Below are 15,740 nucleotides of genomic sequence, written 5' to 3' on the forward strand. Positions count from 1 at the left end.
CAGACGATTTCCCTGACATGAGACCCCACACGACGCCATGAGCGACGACAATTCACACAGTAGCGACAACGTACCTAATAAGAAGGGATTCTTCTCCCTGTTAATCAGCCAGCTCTTCCACGGCGAACCGAAAAACCGTGACGAACTGCTGGAGCTGATCCGCGATTCCGGGCAGAACGAGCTTATCGATGAAGATACGCGCGACATGCTCGAAGGGGTAATGGATATCGCCGACCAGCGCGTCCGCGACATCATGATCCCCCGCTCTCAAATGATCACCCTCAAACGCAACCAGACTCTGGACGAGTGCCTCGATGTGATCATCGACAGCGCCCACTCGCGTTTTCCGGTGATCAGCGAGGATAAGGATCACATTGAAGGGATCCTGATGGCGAAAGATCTGCTGCCGTTCATGCGCAGCGATGCCGACGCTTTCAGTATGGAAAAAGTGCTGCGTCAGGCGGTAGTGGTCCCCGAAAGCAAGCGCGTAGACCGCATGCTTAAAGAGTTCCGCTCACAGCGCTACCACATGGCCATTGTGATTGACGAGTTTGGCGGCGTTTCCGGTCTGGTGACCATTGAAGACATCCTTGAGCTTATCGTCGGCGAAATTGAAGACGAGTATGACGAAGAGGAAGATATCGATTTCCGCCAGCTCAGCCGCCATACCTGGACGGTAAGAGCCCTGGCGCCGATTGAAGACTTTAACGACGCTTTCAGCACCCACTTCAGCGATGAAGAGGTGGACACCATCGGCGGTCTGGTGATGCAGGCATTTGGCCACCTTCCCGCGCGCGGCGAAACCATTGACATTGACGGTTACCAGTTCAAAGTTGCGATGGCCGACAGCCGCCGTATTATTCAGGTTCACGTCAAACTTCCGGATGACGCTCCCCAGCCTGAACTGGAAGATTAATTCAACAGGATGTTTACATGGCATTTGCCTCTCTGATTGAACGCCAGCCCGTGCGACTGCTGCTGGCGCTGATTTTTGGCGCCTGCGGCACGCTGGCGTTTGCGCCCTATGACATTTGGCCGGCCGCGATAATCTCGCTGATGGCGCTACAGGGGCTAACGCTTAACCGCCGCCCGCTGCAGAGTGCCTGGATTGGCTATTTCTGGGGGCTTGGCCTGTTCGGCTCGGGCATCAACTGGGTTTACGTCAGTATCGCCCAGTTTGGCGGCATGCCGGGGCCGGTAAACGTCTTTCTCGTGGTGCTGCTGGCGGCCTATCTGTCGCTCTACACCGGGCTTTTCGCCGGCGTATTGGCGCGCCTGTGGCCGAAAACCCACTGGCTGCGGGTGGCGATTGCTGCCCCCGCGCTGTGGCAAATCACCGAGTTTCTGCGCGGCTGGGTGCTGACCGGCTTCCCGTGGCTGCAGTTTGGCTATAGCCAGATTGACGGCCCGCTGAAAGGGCTCGCGCCGGTGGCGGGAGTGGAAACCATCAACTTTCTGCTGATGATGGTTAGCGGCCTGCTGGCGCTGGCGCTGATTCAGCGCAGCTGGCGCTTGCTCGCCGCGGCGGTCATTCTGTTCGCGCTGCCTTTTCCGCTGCGCTATATCCAGTGGTATCAGCCGCTGCCCGAGCGCGCCTTACAGGTTTCGCTGGTGCAGGGCGACATCCCGCAATCCATGAAGTGGGACGAGAAAGAGTTAATCAATACGCTGCAAATCTATCTGGACGCGACCCGCCGGGTGATGGGCAAATCGCAGCTGATTATCTGGCCGGAGTCGGCCATTCCGGATCTGGAAATCAATCAGCAGCGCCTGCTGACTAACGTGGATGAGATGCTGCGCGAGAATAACAGCTCGTTAATCACCGGTATCGTGGACGCGCGCCGCAACGCGCAGAACCGGTATGACACGTACAACACCATCATTACTCTCGGCAAAGACAATCCGTACAGCTACGACTCCGCGGATCGCTATAACAAAAACCACCTTGTCCCGTTCGGCGAGTTTGTGCCGCTGGCCTCTATCCTGCGCCCGCTGGCGCCGTTCTTCGATCTGCCGATGTCGTCGTTCAGCCGCGGACCGTACGTTCAGCCGCAGCTGATGGCGCATAATCTGAAGCTTACGGCAGCCATCTGCTACGAGATAATTCTCGGCCAGCAGGTACGCGACAACTTCCGCCCGGATACCGATTACCTGCTGACTATTTCCAACGATGCGTGGTTCGGCAAATCCATCGGCCCGTGGCAGCATTTCCAGATGGCGCGGATGCGGGCGCTGGAGCTGGCCCGCCCGCTGCTGCGAAGCACCAATAACGGTATTACCGCCGTTATCGGCCCGCGGGGCGAGGTGCAGGCAATACTGCCGCAGTTTACCCGCGACGTGCTGACGGCGAAGGTGACCCCGACCACCGGTTTGACGCCCTATGCGCGCACCGGTGACATGACGCTGTGGATCCTGACGGCCCTGTTTGGCCTCAGCGCGCTCGCCTTCTCACTGCGCCAGCGTAAAAAGTAGTTTAGCTTTCGGCCTCTTCCCTACGGGAAGAGGCTTTTTAATCCCGCTTTCCGTTCCTATCGCTGCTGTCTCTCATCTCCCTGTATATGTTTCTTACCCCACTCTGGCACATCAATTGCTTTAGTTATTAACGAAGCCGCATATTCCTATCCGCGCGTTTGCCTTACGCACTCAAACCGTGCGGAACAGGCACCATTACGGTGCAATGCGGTTTTTTCGCCTTTAATCAGTGCGGAGCACTTCGCAAATATAAACAATAACGCAGCAAAATCTTTACATTAAGCCATGCTAAATGTTAACAAAAAGACTTCAAACTGCACGGTTAAGTTGCAGACAATAACAACACAACGTTCACAATCAGTATCTGTGCGTCCCTGACGCTACAATGAGGAGTTGGAAATGCAATTACGTAAACTGGCCGCAGCAATGGTGGTGATGGGGTTGTCCGGCGGACTGGTGCACGCGGCAGACGCACCGGCGGCAGGCAGTACTCTCGATAAAATCGCTAAAAACGGCGTAATTGTCGTCGGCCACCGCGAATCGTCGGTCCCTTTCTCCTACTACGATAATCAGCAGAAAGTGGTTGGCTACTCCCAGGATTACTCCAACGCGATCGTCGATGCGATCAAGAAGCAGCTTAACAAGCCGGATCTGCAGGTCAAACTGATCCCTATCACCTCACAAAACCGCATTCCTCTGCTGCAGAACGGTACCTACGATTTTGAGTGCGGTTCGACCACCAACAACCTCGAGCGCCAGAAGCAGGCCGCTTTCTCCGACACCATTTTCGTGGTCGGCACCCGCCTGCTGGCGAAAAAAGGCGGCGATATTAAAGACTTTGCCGATCTGAAAGGCAAAGCGGTTGTCGTTACCTCGGGCACCACCTCTGAAGTTCTGCTGCACAAGCTGAACGACGAGAAGAAAATGGATATGCGCATCATCAGCGCCAAAGACCACGGTGACTCTTTCCGTACGCTGGAAAGCGGCCGCGCGGTGGCATTTATGATGGATGATGCCCTGCTGGCCGGCGAACGCGCGAAAGCGAAAAAGCCGGATAACTGGGAAATCGTCGGCACCCCGCAGTCGAAAGAAGCCTATGGCTGCATGCTGCGCAAAGACGATCCGCAGTTTAAAAAGCTGATGGATGACACTATTGCCAAGGCACAGACTTCCGGCGAAGCGGCGAAGTGGTTCGACAAGTGGTTTAAAAACCCAATTCCGCCGAAAAATCTGAACATGAACTTCGACCTGTCTGACGACATGAAGACGCTGTTTAAAGATCCTAACGATAAAGCACTGAACTAATAACAACGAGGGGCGGGTTCGCCTGCCCTCCCGACTGCGGGGAAACCGGACAGACTATACGACGGAAGGCCGTTCCCCTTCCGGCGCGAAAAAAAATGATTTCCTTAGCAGTCTTCGAGGGTAGCGCTGCTACCCTTTTTTTTGGAGTTGAAGTATGTCTATAGACTGGAACTGGGGGATCTTCCTGCAGCAGGCCCCCTTCGGCAACACCACCTACCTTGGCTGGCTGTGGAGCGGTTTTCAGGTCACCGTCGCACTGTCAATCAGCGCCTGGATTATCGCCTTTCTCGTCGGCTCGTTATTCGGCATTCTGCGCACGGTGCCCAACCGCTTTCTTTCCGGAATTGGCACCCTGTACGTCGAACTGTTTCGTAACGTGCCGCTCATCGTGCAGTTCTTTACCTGGTATCTGGTTATTCCCGAGCTGCTGCCGGAAAACCTCGGCATGTGGTTTAAGTCCGAGCTGGATCCCAATATTCAGTTTTTTGTCTCCTCAATGCTGTGTCTCGGCCTGTTCACCGCCGCCCGCGTCTGCGAGCAGGTTCGTGCGGCAATCCAGTCTCTGCCGCGCGGACAGAAGAACGCCGGCCTGGCGATGGGGTTAACCCTGCCGCAGACCTACCGCTACGTGCTGCTGCCAAACGCCTATCGGGTGATCGTGCCGCCGATGACCTCGGAGATGATGAACCTGGTGAAAAACTCCGCCATCGCCTCAACGATTGGCCTAGTGGACATGGCGGCGCAGGCGGGCAAGCTGCTGGACTACTCTGCCCACGCCTGGGAATCGTTTACCGCCATTACGCTGGCCTACGTGCTGATTAATACGGTGATTATGCTGGGCATGAATCTGGTTGAACGTAAAACGCGCCTGCCGGGCAATATGGGAGGCAAATAATGTACGATTTTGACTGGAGTTCCATTGTTCCGTCCATGCCCTACCTGCTCGACGGGCTGCTGATCACGCTAAAAATCACCGTTACGGCGGTCATTTTCGGCATCGTCTGGGGCACTTTGCTGGCGGTGATGCGCCTGTCACCGTTCAAGCCCGTTGCCTGGTTTGCGACCGTATACGTCAACGTGTTCCGCTCCATTCCGCTGGTGATGGTGCTGCTTTGGTTTTACCTGATCGTGCCAGGCTTTTTACAAAATGTTCTGGGGCTGTCGCCGAAAGCGGACATTCGCCTGGTTTCTGCGATGGTGGCCTTTTCAATGTTTGAAGCCGCCTACTATTCAGAAATTATTCGCGCAGGGATTCAGAGCGTTTCGCGCGGCCAGGGCAATGCGGCGCTGGCGTTGGGCATGACTCAGGGCCAGGCGATGCGGTTAATTATTCTGCCGCAGGCGTTTCGCGCGATGGTGCCGCTGCTGCTGACCCAGGGCATCGTCCTGTTCCAGGATACGTCGCTGGTTTACGTACTGAGCCTCGCCGACTTTTTCCGCACCGCCTCCACTATCGGCGAGCGCGACGGCACGCAGGTTGAAATGATCCTGTTCGCCGGCGCCGTCTACTTTGTTATTAGCCTGAGCGCTTCCCTGCTGGTCAGCTATTTGAAGAAAAGGACCGTATAAATGATCTCCCTGAAAAATGTTTCGAAATGGTATGGCCACTTTCAGGTGCTGACCGACTGCTCCACGGAAGTAAAAAAAGGTGAAGTGGTTGTCGTCTGCGGCCCGTCCGGCTCCGGTAAATCGACGCTTATCAAAACGGTAAACGGCCTGGAGCCGGTACAGCAGGGCGAGATTGCCGTAAACGATACCCGCGTGAACGATAAAAAAACGGATCTGGCAAAGCTGCGTTCAAAAGTTGGAATGGTATTCCAGCATTTTGAGCTGTTTCCGCATCTGTCGATTGTCGAAAACCTGACGCTGGCGCAGGTCAAAGTGCTCAAGCGCGACAAAGCCGCCGCCCGCGATAAGGGTCTCAAGCTGCTGGAGCGCGTCGGCCTTTCGGCCCACGCCGACAAGTTCCCGTCCCAGCTCTCCGGCGGCCAGCAGCAGCGCGTGGCTATTGCCCGCGCGCTGTGCATGGATCCGGTGGCGATGCTGTTCGATGAACCTACCTCGGCGCTGGATCCGGAAATGATCAACGAAGTATTGGACGTGATGGTCGAGCTGGCGAATTCGGGAATGACGATGATGGTGGTTACTCACGAAATGGGCTTCGCCCGCAAAGTGGCCAACCGGGTTATCTTTATGGATGAAGGAAAAATCGTCGAGGATTCAAATAAGGACGACTTTTTCAACAATCCTCAATCGGACAGGGCGAAAGATTTTCTGGCGAAAATTTTGCACTGATCTGAGCGATAAATGCCGGGCAGCACTGCCCGGCATGATCGATTATGGCTCAAACGCCTTGCGCTGAAACTGGTCGTGCCCGCACTTGGGACACAGCGGCAACACTTCGGGGGAGTAAATCGCGAGGTGGAAGTGACAGTTTTCGCAAACCAGATTGCCTAACCCCACCACTTCCCCGCTGTGGTAGACGCCGTGATGGTTGAGATCCTGAAACACCTCGCGCCACTCGAGCTGGGTCTTATCCGTAATATCCGCCAGCCGCTGCCAGATGCTTTCCTTTATTACCCGCATAAAAACGCTGTCCTGCAGCTCCGCCTGACTCTCCTGGTAGCTGAGGGCAAACTCTTCCAGATCGCGGCGCACCGCGCTGAAGAGCCGATCCCGCTCGGCTTCCGTTAACTCACCGGTCCGTTTAGCGTCTTCACGCGCCCGCTCTACCAGCTCGTCAATGTCGCGCTCGCCGCTGAGCAATTTATCCGACAGCGTTGCCACCAGCTCGCGATAGTATTGCGCTACCTTATTCATGGTTCCCTCTTCCGGTCGGTTAACGTCTTCTAATAATAGACCTTATTCAAGCGAGGAATTGTCTGGAAGACCGCACTAACGGTAAATAAACGCTCCCGGCAAAGGCGTGAAAAGCTGTTGTGACGTGCACGTTTGGGCTATGCTATGCGGATCTGAATCACCACATCCACTGGCTACACGCGTAGCTGTATTGAAAACAGGACCACTGGCTGCCATGCAAGAGCAATACCGCCCGGAAGAGATAGAATCCAAAGTCCAGCAACACTGGGACGAAAAGCGCACATTTGAAGTGACCGAAGACAACAGTAAAGAGAAATACTACTGCCTGTCGATGCTACCCTATCCTTCTGGCCGACTACACATGGGCCACGTGCGCAACTACACCATTGGCGACGTTGTCGCACGCTACCAGCGCATGCTGGGCAAAAACGTGCTGCAGCCCATTGGCTGGGATGCTTTCGGCCTGCCAGCAGAAGGTGCCGCGGTGAAGAACAACACCGCGCCGGCGCCGTGGACCTATGACAACATCGCCTATATGAAGAACCAGCTCAAGATGCTGGGCTTCGGCTATGACTGGAGCCGCGAGCTGGCTACCTGCACCCCGGAATATTACCGCTGGGAGCAGCAGTTCTTTACCGAACTGTATAAGAAAGGCCTGGTGTATAAAAAAACCTCGTCCGTGAACTGGTGCCCGCACGATCTGACCGTCCTGGCTAACGAGCAGGTTATCGACGGCTGCTGCTGGCGCTGTGACACCAAAGTCGAGCGTAAAGAGATCCCGCAGTGGTTTATCAAAATCACCGCCTACGCCGACGAACTGCTTAACGATCTGGACACCCTTGACCACTGGCCGGACACCGTTAAAACCATGCAGCGCAACTGGATCGGCCGCTCTGAAGGGGTTGAGATCACGTTCGACGTGGCCGACTATGCCGACAAGCTGACGGTTTACACCACCCGCCCGGACACCTTCATGGGTGCGACCTATCTGGCTGTCGCCGCGGGCCATCCGCTGGCCCAGCAGGCGGCGCAGAATAACCCCGAGCTGGCTGCCTTTATCGACGAATGCCGCAATACCAAAATGGCCGAAGCCGATATGGCGACCATGGAGAAAAAAGGCATCGACACCGGCTTTAAAGCGATTCATCCGCTGACCGGCGAAGCTATCCCGGTATGGGCCGCAAACTTTGTACTGATGGAGTACGGTACCGGCGCGGTAATGGCCGTTCCGGGTCACGACCAGCGCGACTACGAATTTGCCAGCAAATACGGCCTTGCCATCAAGCCGGTAATTCTGGCCGCCGACGGCAGCGAGCCGGACCTGTCCGAACAGGCAATGACCGACAAAGGCGTGCTGTTTAATTCCGGCGAGTTCAGCGGCCTGGATTTCGAAGCAGGCTTTAACGCTATTGCCGACAAACTGACGTCCATTGGCGTCGGCGAGCGCAAAGTGAACTACCGCCTGCGCGACTGGGGCGTTTCGCGCCAGCGCTACTGGGGCGCGCCAATTCCGATGGTAACCCTGGAAGACGGCACCGTTATCCCAACCCCTGCCGATCAGCTGCCGGTGATCCTGCCGGAAGACGTGGTGATGGACGGGATCACCAGCCCAATCAAAGCCGATCCCGAGTGGGCAAAAACCACCGTTAACGGCCAGCCGGCGCTGCGCGAAACCGACACTTTCGATACCTTTATGGAGTCCTCCTGGTACTACGCGCGCTACACCTGCCCGCAGTACGACAAAGGGATGCTGGACGAGAAAGCCGCTAACTACTGGCTGCCGGTCGATATCTACATCGGCGGTATTGAACACGCGATTATGCACCTGCTCTACTTCCGCTTCTTCCACAAGCTGATGCGCGATGCGGGCATGGTTAACTCCGATGAACCAGCGAAGCAGCTGCTGTGCCAGGGTATGGTGCTGGCAGACGCGTTCTACTACGTCGGCGCAAGCGGCGAGCGCAACTGGGTCTCTCCGGTAGATGCTATCGTCGAGCGCGACGAGAAAGGCCGCATTGTTAAAGCTAAAGACGCCGCGGGCCACGAGCTGGTTTATACCGGCATGAGCAAGATGTCCAAGTCCAAGAACAACGGCATCGACCCGCAGGTCATGGTTGAGCGCTACGGCGCGGACACGGTTCGCCTGTTTATGATGTTTGCCTCGCCGGCGGATATGACCCTGGAGTGGCAGGAGTCCGGCGTAGAAGGGGCGAATCGCTTCCTGAAACGCGTCTGGAGACTGGCTTACGAGCACGTTGAGAAAGGCCCGGTAGCGGCACTCGACGTCGCTGCGCTCAGCGAGGATCAGCAGGCGCTGCGCCGCGATGTTCACAAAACTATCGCCAAAGTCAGCGATGATATCGGTCGTCGTCAGACCTTTAACACCGCTATCGCAGCAATCATGGAGCTGATGAACAAACTGGCGAAAGCCCCGACCGACAGCGAGCAGGATCGCGCCCTGATGCAGGAAGCGCTGCTGGCCGTTGTGCGCATGCTTAACCCGTTCACCCCGCATGCCAGCTTCACCCTGTGGCAGGCGCTGGGCGGCGAAGGCGATATTGATAATGCACCGTGGCCGGTGGCAGACGAAAAAGCGATGGTGGAAAACACGACGCTGGTAGTGGTGCAGGTTAACGGTAAAGTACGTGGCAAAATCACCGTACCGGTTGACGCCACCGAAGAGCAGGTTCGTGAACGCGCAGGCCAGGAGCATCTGGTTGCGAAATATCTGGATGGCGTAACCGTGCGTAAAGTGATTTACGTTCCGGGCAAACTGCTCAATCTGGTCGTAGGCTAAGCGCGGGAGGAAACGTGCGCATTTTGACATCCCTTTTGTTATCTGTGGCGGTGCTTGTCACCGCCGGTTGTGGCTGGCACCTGCGCAGTACGACGCAGGTTCCGGACAATATGCGAAAGCTTATCTTCGTGTCCGGCGATCCTAACGGTCCTCTGAGCCGCGCGGTGCGTAACCAGCTGCGGCTGAACAACGTCGATATTGTTGAAGGCAGTTCGGTACGCAAAGACATTCCGTCGCTGCGCATGGGCGGCTCAACTATCAGCGAAGACACCGCGTCTATCTTCCAGAACGGCGATACGGCGGAGTATCAGATGGTGATGACCGTGACGGCGAGCGTGCTGATCCCGGGCCATGATATTTATCCGATTCACACCAAAGTCTATCGCTCTTACTTCGACAACCCGCAGAAGGCGCTGGCGAAGGATGCTGAGAAAGACATGATCGTGAAAGAGATGTACGATCGCGCCGCCGAACAGCTGATCCGCGAGCTGCCGAGCGTCAAGGTTGCCGATGATGAAGAACTGAAAGAGAACGGTCAAACGCCTGCAGCTCCAGCCGCTACGCCGGCTAATGCACGCGTTTCCACCACGCTGGGTAACTGATGATTCGGCTGTACCCAGAACAACTCCGCGCGCAGCTCACTGAAGGGCTGCGCGCGGCGTATCTGCTCCTTGGTAACGATCCCCTCCTGCTTCAGGAAAGTCAGGACGCGGTGCGCCACGCGGCGAACGCCCAGGGCTTCGAAGAGCACCATACGGTCGCCATCGACGCCAGCACTGACTGGAACACCATTTTCTCAATGTGCCAGGCGCGCAGCCTGTTTTCCAGCCGCCAGACCCTGACGCTGCTCCTGCCGGACAATGGCCCGAACGCGGCCATCAACGAACAACTGTCGGCGCTGCTCGCCCTGCTGCACGACGATCTGCTGCTGATCGTTCGCGGTAATAAACTCACCAAAGCGCAGGAAAATGCCGCCTGGCTTAAGGCGCTGGCTAATCGCGCCGTACAGGTTTCCTGCCAGACGCCCGAGCAGGCGCAGCTTCCGCGCTGGCTGGCAGCAAGAGCCAAACACCGCGGTTTGCAGCTCGACGATGCGGCAAGCCAGCTGCTCTGCTACTGCTACGAAGGTAACCTGCTGGCGCTGTCCCAGGCGCTGGAACGGCTGTCGCTGCTGTGGCCCGACGGCAAACTTACCCTGCCGCGAGTTGAACAAGCGGTAAACGATGCCGCGCACTTCACTCCTTTTCACTGGCTGGACGCGCTGCTGGCGGGAAAGAGCAAGCGGGCCCTGCATATTTTACAGCAGCTGCGCCAGGAAGGCGGCGAGCCGGTTATCCTGCTGCGCACCCTGCAGCGCGAACTGCTGCTGCTGGTCAACATGAAGCGCCAGTCCGCCAGCACGCCGCTGCGGGCGCTGTTTGATAAGCACAGAGTGTGGCAAAACCGGCGGCCGCTGTTCACGGATGCACTCAATCGCCTCAGCGCCGAGCAGCTGCGCCACGCGGTGTCGCTGCTGACGCAAATCGAACTGACGCTCAAGCAGGATTACGGCAAATCGGTGTGGGCAGAGCTGGAAAGTCTCTCCCTGCTGCTGTGCCATAAAACGCTGCCCGATATTTTTTTCGAAGGATAATATGACCGTTCTCAAGGCCCTTTACGGCGGTACTTTTGACCCGGTTCACTACGGCCACCTCAGGCCGGTAGAAGTGCTGGCCAACCTGATCGGTCTGTCGCGGGTCATCGTTATGCCAAACAACGTGCCCCCGCACCGTCCGCAGCCGGAAGCCACCAGCGCCCAACGCATGCACATGCTGGCGCTAGCGATTGCCGACAAGCCGCTGTTTACCCTCGACGAGCGCGAACTGAAGCGCCCTACTCCGTCGTATACCTCAGAGACGCTGAAAGCCTGGCGCTCGGAGCAGGGCCCCGCCCAGCCGCTGGCCTTTATTATCGGCCAGGATTCGCTGCTGAACTTTCCCTCCTGGCACGACTACGCCAGCATTCTTGATAACGCCCACCTGCTGGTGTGCCGCCGTCCGGGCTATCCACTCACCATGAAAGACCCGGCGCACCAGGCCTGGCTCGACGATCATCTCACCCACAGCGCAGACGATCTGCACCGCCTCCCCGCCGGTAAAATCTATCTGGCGGAAACACCGTGGTTTGATATCTCCGCGACACTGATCCGCGAGCGTCTCCAGCGGGGAGAACCCTGTGCGGAAATGATGCCCGCCAGCGTGCTGGCGTACATCGAAGAGCAGGGCCTGTATCGCTAACGGACATTGACAGCGGTGAGCAGGCTGATATTCTTCGCAGCCGGGCTCGCGGGTCTACATTGATTTACAGAAATTGTTTTACAAAAACGGCGATGCATTCAACGGCTTCGGATGGGATGATATTCCGCCTGGCACCGGCTGCCGGACATTTGTCCCGAATTTCTTTCTGAATCAGGTATACTGACGGGCTATTTTTATTGTCACTCTAAACCTCCCAGGGGGAACTCTTGCAGGGTAAAGCACTCCAGGATTTTGTCATCGACAAAATTGACGACCTTAAGGGCCAGGACATCGTCTCTCTCGACGTTCAGGGCAAATCCAGTATCACCGACTGCATGATTATCTGCACCGGCACCTCAACCCGCCACGTGATGTCCATTGCCGACCACGTGGTTCAGGAATCCCGCGCCGCAGGCATGCTGCCGCTCGGCGTAGAAGGCGAAACGGTCGCCGACTGGATCGTGGTGGATTTAGGCGAAGTTATCGTCCACGTAATGCAGGAAGAGAGTCGTCGCCTGTACGAGCTGGAAAAACTCTGGGGTTAATGGGTGAAGCTTCAGCTCGTCGCCGTAGGCACCAAAATGCCGGACTGGGTGCAAACCGGCTTTACCGAATACCTGCGCCGCTTTCCGAAAGATATGCCGTTTGAGCTGGTGGAAATTCCCGCCGGCAAACGCGGCAAAAATGCCGACATCAAGCGGATCCTCGATAAAGAAGGCGAGCTGATGCTGGCGGCCGCGGGGAAAAACCGCATCGTCACCCTTGATATTCCCGGCAAACCCTGGGATACGCCGCAGCTGTCCGTCGAGCTTGAGCGCTGGAAGCATGACGGCCGCGACGTCAGCCTGCTCATCGGCGGTCCGGAAGGGCTCTCCCCGGCCTGTAAAGCCGCTGCCGAGCAAAGCTGGTCGCTCTCCTGCCTTACCCTGCCCCATCCGCTGGTGCGGGTACTGGTGGCCGAGAGCCTCTATCGGGCGTGGAGTATTACCACCAACCACCCATATCATCGTGAGTAATGATGACCAGGTCAGAAGATTAAACAGCGGATGAAATTACAGAATTCTTTTCGCGACTATTCGGCCGAGTCCGCGCTCTTCGTGCGCCGGGCGGTGGTCGCTTTTGTAGGGATTTTGCTCCTGACCGGCGTGCTTATTGCAAATCTCTATAATCTGCAGGTCGTGCGTTTTACCGACTATCAAACACGCTCTAACGAAAACCGCATCAAGCTGGTGCCGATCCCCCCGAGCCGCGGCATTATCTACGACCGCAACGGCACGCCGCTGGCGTCGAACCGTACCATTTGCCAGCTTGAGATCATGCCAGAGAAGGTCGACAACCTTCAGCAGACGCTGAACGATCTGCGCAGCGTCGTCGATCTGAACGACGACGATCTCGCCAATTTCAAGAAAGAGCGCGCCCGCTCGCACCGCTTTACCTCTATCCCGGTCAAGGTGAACCTGACCGAAGTTCAGGTGGCGCGCTTTTCCGTCAATCAGTACCGCTTCCCGGGCGTTGAAGTGAAAGGCTACAAGCGCCGCTATTATCCGTTTGGCTCTGCCCTGACCCACGTCATCGGCTATGTGTCAAAAATCAACGACAAAGACGTTGAGCGCCTGGATAAAGAGGGCAAGCTGGCAAACTATGCCGCCACCCACGATATCGGCAAGCTGGGCATTGAACGCTACTACGAAGACGTGCTGCACGGGCAGACCGGCTACGAAGAGGTTGAAGTTAACAACCGCGGCCGTGTCATTCGCCAGCTGAAAGAGGTGCCGCCCCAGGCAGGGCACGATATCTACCTCACTCTCGACCTCAAGCTACAACAGTATATTGAAACGCTGCTGACGGGCAGCCGCGCCGCCGTGGTGGTTACCGATCCGCGCACTGGCGGAATTCTGGCGCTGGTTTCAATGCCGAGCTACGATCCGAACCTGTTCGTGGACGGCATCTCCAGCAAGGACTACTCGGGGCTGCTCAACGATCCGAACACGCCGCTGGTGAACCGCGCGACTCAGGGTGTCTACCCACCGGCGTCTACCGTTAAGCCTTACGTTGCCGTTTCGGCCCTCACCGCCGGCGTGATCACCCGCAATACCAGCCTGTTCGATCCCGGCTGGTGGCAGCTGCCCGGCTCTGATAAACGCTACCGCGACTGGAAGAAATGGGGACACGGCCGCCTGAACGTCACCAAGGCACTAGAGGAATCCGCCGATACCTTCTTCTATCAGGTGGCCTACGATATGGGCATCGACCGCCTTTCCGAGTGGCTCGGCAAGTTTGGCTACGGCCACTATACCGGCATCGACCTTTCTGAAGAGCGCTCCGGCAATATGCCAACCCGCGAGTGGAAGCTTAAACGCTTTAAAAAGCCGTGGTATCAGGGCGACACCATCCCGGTGGGCATCGGCCAGGGCTACTGGACGGCGACGCCTATCCAGATGAATAAAGCATTAATGATCCTGATTAACGATGGCGTCATTAAAGTCCCGCACCTGCTGTACAGCACCTTTGAGAACGGCAAACAGGTGCCCTGGCAGCAGCCGCATGAGACGCCAATTGGCGATGTTCACTCGGGTTACTGGGAAATCGCTAAAGACGGTATGTACGGCGTTGCTAACCGCCCTAACGGGACGGCGCATAAGTATTTTGCCGGCGCGCCCTATAAAGCCGCCGCCAAGTCTGGTACGGCTCAGGTATTTGGCCTGAAGGCGAATGAAACCTATAACGCCCACAGAATCGCCGAACGCCTGCGCGACCACAAGCTGATGACTGCCTTTGCGCCGTACGATAATCCAAAAGTGGCCGTCGCGATCATCCTCGAGAACGGCGGTGCCGGTCCGGCGGTGGGTACCATCATGCGCCAGATCCTCGACCATATCATGCTCGGCGATAACAATACCGTTCTGCCTGCAGAGGCCCCGGCTAACGCAGCAGCGGAGGACCAATAATCATGACCGATAATCCCAATAAAAAATCGCTGTGGGAAAAAATCCACATCGATCCGACCATGCTGCTGATCCTGCTGGCACTGCTGACCTACAGCGCGCTGGTTATCTGGAGCGCCAGCGGTCAGGATATGGGCATGATGGAGCGTAAAATCGGCCAGATTGCGATGGGCCTGGTTATCATGGTGGTCATGGCGCAGATCCCGCCCCGGGTATACGAAGGCTGGGCGCCCTGGCTTTATATCATCTGTATTATCCTGCTGGTGGCCGTGGATGCCTTCGGCGCGATATCGAAAGGGGCGCAGCGCTGGCTGGATCTCGGGGTTGTGCGCTTTCAGCCTTCGGAGATAGCCAAGATTGCGGTTCCGCTGATGGTGGCCCGCTTTATCAACCGCGACGTCTGTCCGCCGTCCCTGAAAAACACTGCGATAGCACTGGTGCTGATATTTCTGCCTACGCTGCTGGTTGCTGCCCAGCCCGACCTCGGCACCTCGATTTTGATTGCCCTTTCGGGCCTGTTCGTACTGTTCCTGGCCGGCCTGAGCTGGCGGCTTATCGGCGTGGCGGTGGTGCTGGTTGCCGCCTTTATCCCGATACTGTGGTTCTTCCTGATGCATGACTATCAGCGCCAGCGCGTAATGATGCTGCTCGATCCGGAAACCGATCCGCTGGGCGCCGGCTATCATATTATTCAGTCCAAGATTGCTATCGGCTCCGGCGGCCTGCGCGGCAAAGGCTGGCTGCACGGAACCCAGTCCCAGCTTGAGTTTCTCCCCGAGCGCCACACCGACTTTATTTTTGCGGTGCTGGCAGAAGAGCTTGGGCTTATCGGCATCCTGATCCTGCTCGCGCTGTATGTTTTGCTGATTATGCGCGGGCTGGTAATAGCCGCACAGGCGCAAACAACCTTTGGCCGGGTCATGGCCGGAGGGCTGATGCTGATTTTATTCGTTTATGTCTTCGTAAATATTGGTATGGTGAGTGGGATCCTGCCGGTGGTCGGCGTACCGCTGCCGCTGGTCAGCTACGGAGGCTCCGCCTTGATCGTACTGATGGCCGGGTTTGGTATCGTGATGTCGATACATACCCACAGGAAAATGTTGTCAAAAAGCGTATAAGAGGTGC

15 protein-coding genes are annotated in these 15,740 nt (G+C 57.0%); 14 read left to right on the forward strand and 1 reads right to left on the reverse strand.

The annotated features are described in order from the left end of the window. Positions 1-37 precede the first annotated feature (37 nt). The 6 genes from corC to QZ766_RS16785 all read left to right on the forward strand — a co-directional run bounded on the left by corC (position 38) and on the right by QZ766_RS16785 (position 6,072). A complete protein-coding gene (gene corC / locus QZ766_RS16760) occupies positions 38-916 on the forward strand; it encodes a CNNM family magnesium/cobalt transport protein CorC (protein ID WP_297203922.1) in 879 nt (292 codons plus the stop codon). A 17-nt stretch (positions 917-933) separates the two neighbouring features. Further along, complete coding sequence (gene lnt / locus QZ766_RS16765) at positions 934-2,472, forward strand: apolipoprotein N-acyltransferase (protein ID WP_297203923.1); 1,539 nt, start codon at positions 934-936, stop codon at positions 2,470-2,472. A 399-nt stretch (positions 2,473-2,871) separates the two neighbouring features. After that, positions 2,872-3,777 carry an amino acid ABC transporter substrate-binding protein gene (locus QZ766_RS16770; RefSeq protein ID WP_297203924.1) on the forward strand — a complete coding sequence of 302 codons (906 nt, stop codon included), beginning with the start codon at positions 2,872-2,874 and terminating at the stop codon, positions 3,775-3,777. Between the two features lie 154 nt (positions 3,778-3,931). Next, complete coding sequence (locus tag QZ766_RS16775) at positions 3,932-4,672, forward strand: amino acid ABC transporter permease (protein WP_297203926.1); 741 nt, start codon at positions 3,932-3,934, stop codon at positions 4,670-4,672. Further along, entirely contained in the window at positions 4,672-5,346 is a 675-nt protein-coding gene (gene gltK / locus QZ766_RS16780) for a glutamate/aspartate ABC transporter permease GltK (protein ID WP_297203928.1), read from the forward strand. The genes QZ766_RS16775 and gltK overlap by 1 nt, the downstream gene beginning before the upstream one ends. Next, on the forward strand, positions 5,347-6,072 hold the full coding sequence (locus QZ766_RS16785; RefSeq protein ID WP_297203931.1) for an amino acid ABC transporter ATP-binding protein: 726 nt from the start codon (positions 5,347-5,349) through the stop codon (positions 6,070-6,072). Between the two features lie 42 nt (positions 6,073-6,114). On the opposite strand, the gene QZ766_RS16790 is transcribed toward QZ766_RS16785, so the two are convergent. Next, positions 6,115-6,597: a zinc ribbon-containing protein gene (locus tag QZ766_RS16790; RefSeq protein WP_297203934.1), complete on the reverse strand. Its 483-nt coding sequence runs from the start codon at positions 6,595-6,597 to the stop codon at positions 6,115-6,117. 214 nt (positions 6,598-6,811) lie between these two features. Between QZ766_RS16790 and leuS the strand changes: the two genes are divergently transcribed. The 8 genes from leuS (at position 6,812) to mrdB (ending at position 15,733) form a co-directional block, all read left to right on the forward strand. Then, positions 6,812-9,394, forward strand: coding sequence for a leucine--tRNA ligase (gene leuS, locus QZ766_RS16795; RefSeq protein WP_297203936.1), 2,583 nt, complete (start codon positions 6,812-6,814; stop codon positions 9,392-9,394). Positions 9,395-9,408: 14 nt separating this feature from the next. Further along, a complete protein-coding gene (gene lptE / locus QZ766_RS16800; protein ID WP_297203939.1) occupies positions 9,409-9,996 on the forward strand; it encodes an LPS assembly lipoprotein LptE in 588 nt (195 codons plus the stop codon). Next, on the forward strand, positions 9,996-11,027 hold the full coding sequence (holA, locus tag QZ766_RS16805; RefSeq protein WP_297203941.1) for a DNA polymerase III subunit delta: 1,032 nt from the start codon (positions 9,996-9,998) through the stop codon (positions 11,025-11,027). Before lptE ends, holA begins: the two co-directional genes overlap by 1 nt. Position 11,028: 1 nt before the next feature. Beyond that, entirely contained in the window at positions 11,029-11,670 is a 642-nt protein-coding gene (gene nadD / locus QZ766_RS16810) for a nicotinate-nucleotide adenylyltransferase (protein ID WP_297203944.1), read from the forward strand. 227 nt (positions 11,671-11,897) lie between these two features. Next, positions 11,898-12,215 (forward strand): ribosome silencing factor, encoded by a 318-nt coding sequence (gene rsfS, locus QZ766_RS16815; RefSeq protein ID WP_297203947.1) that lies wholly within the window; start codon positions 11,898-11,900, stop codon positions 12,213-12,215. A gap of 3 nt (positions 12,216-12,218) precedes the next feature. Continuing rightward, positions 12,219-12,686 (forward strand): 23S rRNA (pseudouridine(1915)-N(3))-methyltransferase RlmH, encoded by a 468-nt coding sequence (rlmH, locus tag QZ766_RS16820; protein ID WP_297203949.1) that lies wholly within the window; start codon positions 12,219-12,221, stop codon positions 12,684-12,686. A 30-nt stretch (positions 12,687-12,716) separates the two neighbouring features. Then, entirely contained in the window at positions 12,717-14,618 is a 1,902-nt protein-coding gene (gene mrdA, locus QZ766_RS16825; RefSeq protein WP_297203951.1) for a peptidoglycan DD-transpeptidase MrdA, read from the forward strand. A 2-nt stretch (positions 14,619-14,620) separates the two neighbouring features. Continuing rightward, positions 14,621-15,733, forward strand: coding sequence for a peptidoglycan glycosyltransferase MrdB (gene mrdB, locus QZ766_RS16830; RefSeq protein ID WP_297203953.1), 1,113 nt, complete (start codon positions 14,621-14,623; stop codon positions 15,731-15,733). Positions 15,734-15,740: the final 7 nt, after the last annotated feature.

Origin of the sequence: uncultured Pluralibacter sp. (assembly GCF_913775985.1) — a bacterium.
Taxonomy (GTDB): Bacteria; Pseudomonadota; Gammaproteobacteria; order Enterobacterales; family Enterobacteriaceae; genus Pluralibacter.

Coding starts and splice junctions, on each gene's coding strand:
- corC (WP_297203922.1), top strand. CDS start 38: ATGAGCGACGACAATTCACACAGTAGCGACAACGTACCTAATAAGAAG.
- lnt (WP_297203923.1), top strand. CDS start 934: ATGGCATTTGCCTCTCTGATTGAACGCCAGCCCGTGCGACTGCTGCTG.
- QZ766_RS16770 (WP_297203924.1), top strand. CDS start 2,872: ATGCAATTACGTAAACTGGCCGCAGCAATGGTGGTGATGGGGTTGTCC.
- QZ766_RS16775 (WP_297203926.1), top strand. CDS start 3,932: ATGTCTATAGACTGGAACTGGGGGATCTTCCTGCAGCAGGCCCCCTTC.
- gltK (WP_297203928.1), top strand. CDS start 4,672: ATGTACGATTTTGACTGGAGTTCCATTGTTCCGTCCATGCCCTACCTG.
- QZ766_RS16785 (WP_297203931.1), top strand. CDS start 5,347: ATGATCTCCCTGAAAAATGTTTCGAAATGGTATGGCCACTTTCAGGTG.
- QZ766_RS16790 (WP_297203934.1), bottom strand. CDS start 6,597: ATGAATAAGGTAGCGCAATACTATCGCGAGCTGGTGGCAACGCTGTCG.
- leuS (WP_297203936.1), top strand. CDS start 6,812: ATGCAAGAGCAATACCGCCCGGAAGAGATAGAATCCAAAGTCCAGCAA.
- holA (WP_297203941.1), top strand. CDS start 9,996: ATGATTCGGCTGTACCCAGAACAACTCCGCGCGCAGCTCACTGAAGGG.
- nadD (WP_297203944.1), top strand. CDS start 11,029: ATGACCGTTCTCAAGGCCCTTTACGGCGGTACTTTTGACCCGGTTCAC.
- mrdA (WP_297203951.1), top strand. CDS start 12,717: ATGAAATTACAGAATTCTTTTCGCGACTATTCGGCCGAGTCCGCGCTC.
- mrdB (WP_297203953.1), top strand. CDS start 14,621: ATGACCGATAATCCCAATAAAAAATCGCTGTGGGAAAAAATCCACATC.